Consider the following 2,274-nt stretch of genomic DNA (forward strand, 5'->3'; position numbering starts at 1 on the left):
GGTGGATCTGCTGATGCCGCTCTTCGATCCACGCCTGCAAACCGTTACCGGAGGGGCCTCATGAGTCTTGTCGATTACGCCGCCGCCGCGCGAAAACGCGTTCCGTCGTGGCAAGGGCTGCAGTGGCAGCCGGGGCTTTGGCTGGCGTGGGCCGTTATTATCGTCGCCGCCCTTGCCGCCGTCGCGCCGGGGCTGTTTACCCACTACAGCCCGACAGAGGGTATCGCCGGGGCGCAGCGTCTGGCACCGCAGGCGGGCCACTGGCTCGGCACCGACCAGCTTGGCCGGGATGTGTATGCCCGCATTGTTTACGGAGCGTCGCACTCCCTCAGCGCCGCGCTCGCCGCCGTCGCCCTGGGGCTGCTGGTTGGCACCGGGCTGGGCGTGACAGCCGGGGCGTTCGCCGGACGCGTGGAATCCCTGCTGATGCGTTTTGTTGACGTACTGCTGTCGATTCCCTCCCTGCTGCTTTCGCTGACGGTAATCATTTTGCTCGGTTTTGGCACCGTGAATGCGGCTATTGCGGTTGGCGTCGCCTCGATTGCCAGCTTTGCCCGCCTGGCGCGCGGTGAAGTGGTGCGCATCCGCCACGCGGATTACGTCGAAGCCGCCTTTGGCAGCGGCGGCACGTTCTTCGCCGTGCTGTGGCGACACATTCTGCCCAACGCCTTAACCGCCGTGCTGGCGTTTGCCACCCTGCAGTTTGGTCAGGCTATCCTGGCGCTGTCCACGCTGAGCTTCCTCGGCTACGGCACGCCGCCGCCCGTTCCAGAGTGGGGGCTGCTGATTGCCGAAGGCCGAAACTATCTCTCTACCGCCTGGTGGCTCACCACCTTCCCCGGCGCGGTGGTGATTGCCGTCGTGCTGGCGACCAACCGTATCAGCCAACAGTTTAGCGGAGGCCGCACATGACCGTTCTCTCAGTGGAAAACCTGACGATCAGCTACCGCACCGCGCGCCAGCGGCGTGAGGTGGTGCATAACGTCAGCTTCAGCCTTAAACGTGGCGAGATGCTGGCATTCGTCGGCGAATCCGGCTCCGGCAAAACCACCACCGCGCAGGCGATAATTGGCCTGCTGCCCGATAACGCCCGGCGCGATGCGGGCAGCATCCTCCTCAACGGCGAGGCGATAAGCCAGTGGTCGCCAACGCGGCTCGACGCCCTGCGCGGCGCGCGGGTCAGTCTTGTGCCGCAGGATCCGGGTAACTCGCTGAACCCGGTGAAAACCATCGGCGCGCAGGTGGGCGAAATTATTCAGCTGCACCAGAAGATCGCTCGCGAACAGCGCGACGAACAGGTGCTCGCCCTGCTGACAAAGGTCGGCCTGAGCCACCCGGAACAGCGCATGAAGCAGTATCCCCATCAGCTTTCCGGCGGCATGAAGCAGCGCGTGCTGATCGCTATCGCCATCGCCCTGAAGCCGGACGTGATTATTGCCGACGAGCCGACCAGCGCGCTGGATGTAACCGTGCAAAAGCGCATTCTGGATCTGCTGGACGCGCTGCGCCGGGAGTCCGGCACCGCCGTACTGTTTGTGACTCACGATCTGGCCCTCGCCGCCCAGCGCGCCGACAGGCTGTTGGTGTTCCGCGAGGGTGAAATTCAGGAGCAAGGGGCCACGGGCGATATCCTCCGCGCACCGCAGCACCCTTATACCCGCCAGCTGCTGAGCGACCTCCAGGGACAGCGTCTGACCATTGCCCCCGTATCAGGCCGTCCGCTGGCCTCGCCCGCCATTCGCGCGCAGGGCATCAGCAAGCAGTTTTCGCTCGGGAAAGGGCATCAGCTGCAGGCGCTGGATAAGGTCAGTTTCGACGTCACGCGCGGCAGCACGCACGCGCTGGTCGGCGAGTCGGGTTCCGGGAAAACCACCCTCGCCCGCATTATGCTCGGGTTTGAGCAGGCCGACAGCGGCCGGGTGATTATCGATGACATCGATGCCACCACCCTCAGCCGCGAGGCGCGCCGACAGCTGCGGCAGAAGATCCAGTTCGTCTATCAAAACCCGTTTGCCTCTCTCGACCCGCGCCAGACGCTGTTTGAGATTATCGAAGAGCCGCTGAAGAATTTTGCCCGCATCGGTAAAGCGGAGCGCAGGGAACGGGTGGAAGCCGTTGCGCAGCGCGTTGCCCTGCCGACGGAGGTATTGACCCGCACCGCGCGCGAGCTCTCTGGCGGGCAGCGACAGCGCGTCGCCATCGCCCGGGCGCTGATCCTGAATCCCACTATTCTGGTGCTGGACGAAGCCACCTCGGCACTCGACGTCACCGTGC

The 2,274-nt window shown here is 64.8% G+C and carries 2 protein-coding genes; both read left to right on the top strand.

The window, feature by feature from the left end; genetic code table 11:
- The first annotated feature begins 60 nt into the window (after positions 1 to 60).
- Positions 61 to 912 (top strand): ABC transporter permease, encoded by an 852-nt coding sequence (locus QMM04_RS22240; RefSeq protein WP_282997073.1) that lies wholly within the window; start codon positions 61 to 63, stop codon positions 910 to 912.
- The coding region (locus tag QMM04_RS22245) for an ABC transporter ATP-binding protein (protein ID WP_282997074.1) at positions 909 to 2,274 on the top strand (1,366 nt) is incomplete at its 3' end. The genes QMM04_RS22240 and QMM04_RS22245, both read left to right, overlap by 4 nt.

Source organism: Pantoea sp. Pa-EAmG, assembly GCF_030024295.1.
GTDB lineage: Bacteria > Pseudomonadota > Gammaproteobacteria > Enterobacterales > Enterobacteriaceae > Pantoea > Pantoea dispersa.

What these genes read in the sequence shown, in the direction of transcription:
- QMM04_RS22240 (WP_282997073.1), top strand. Translation starts at nt 61, where the DNA reads ATGAGTCTTGTCGATTACGCCGCCGCCGCGCGAAAACGCGTTCCGTCG.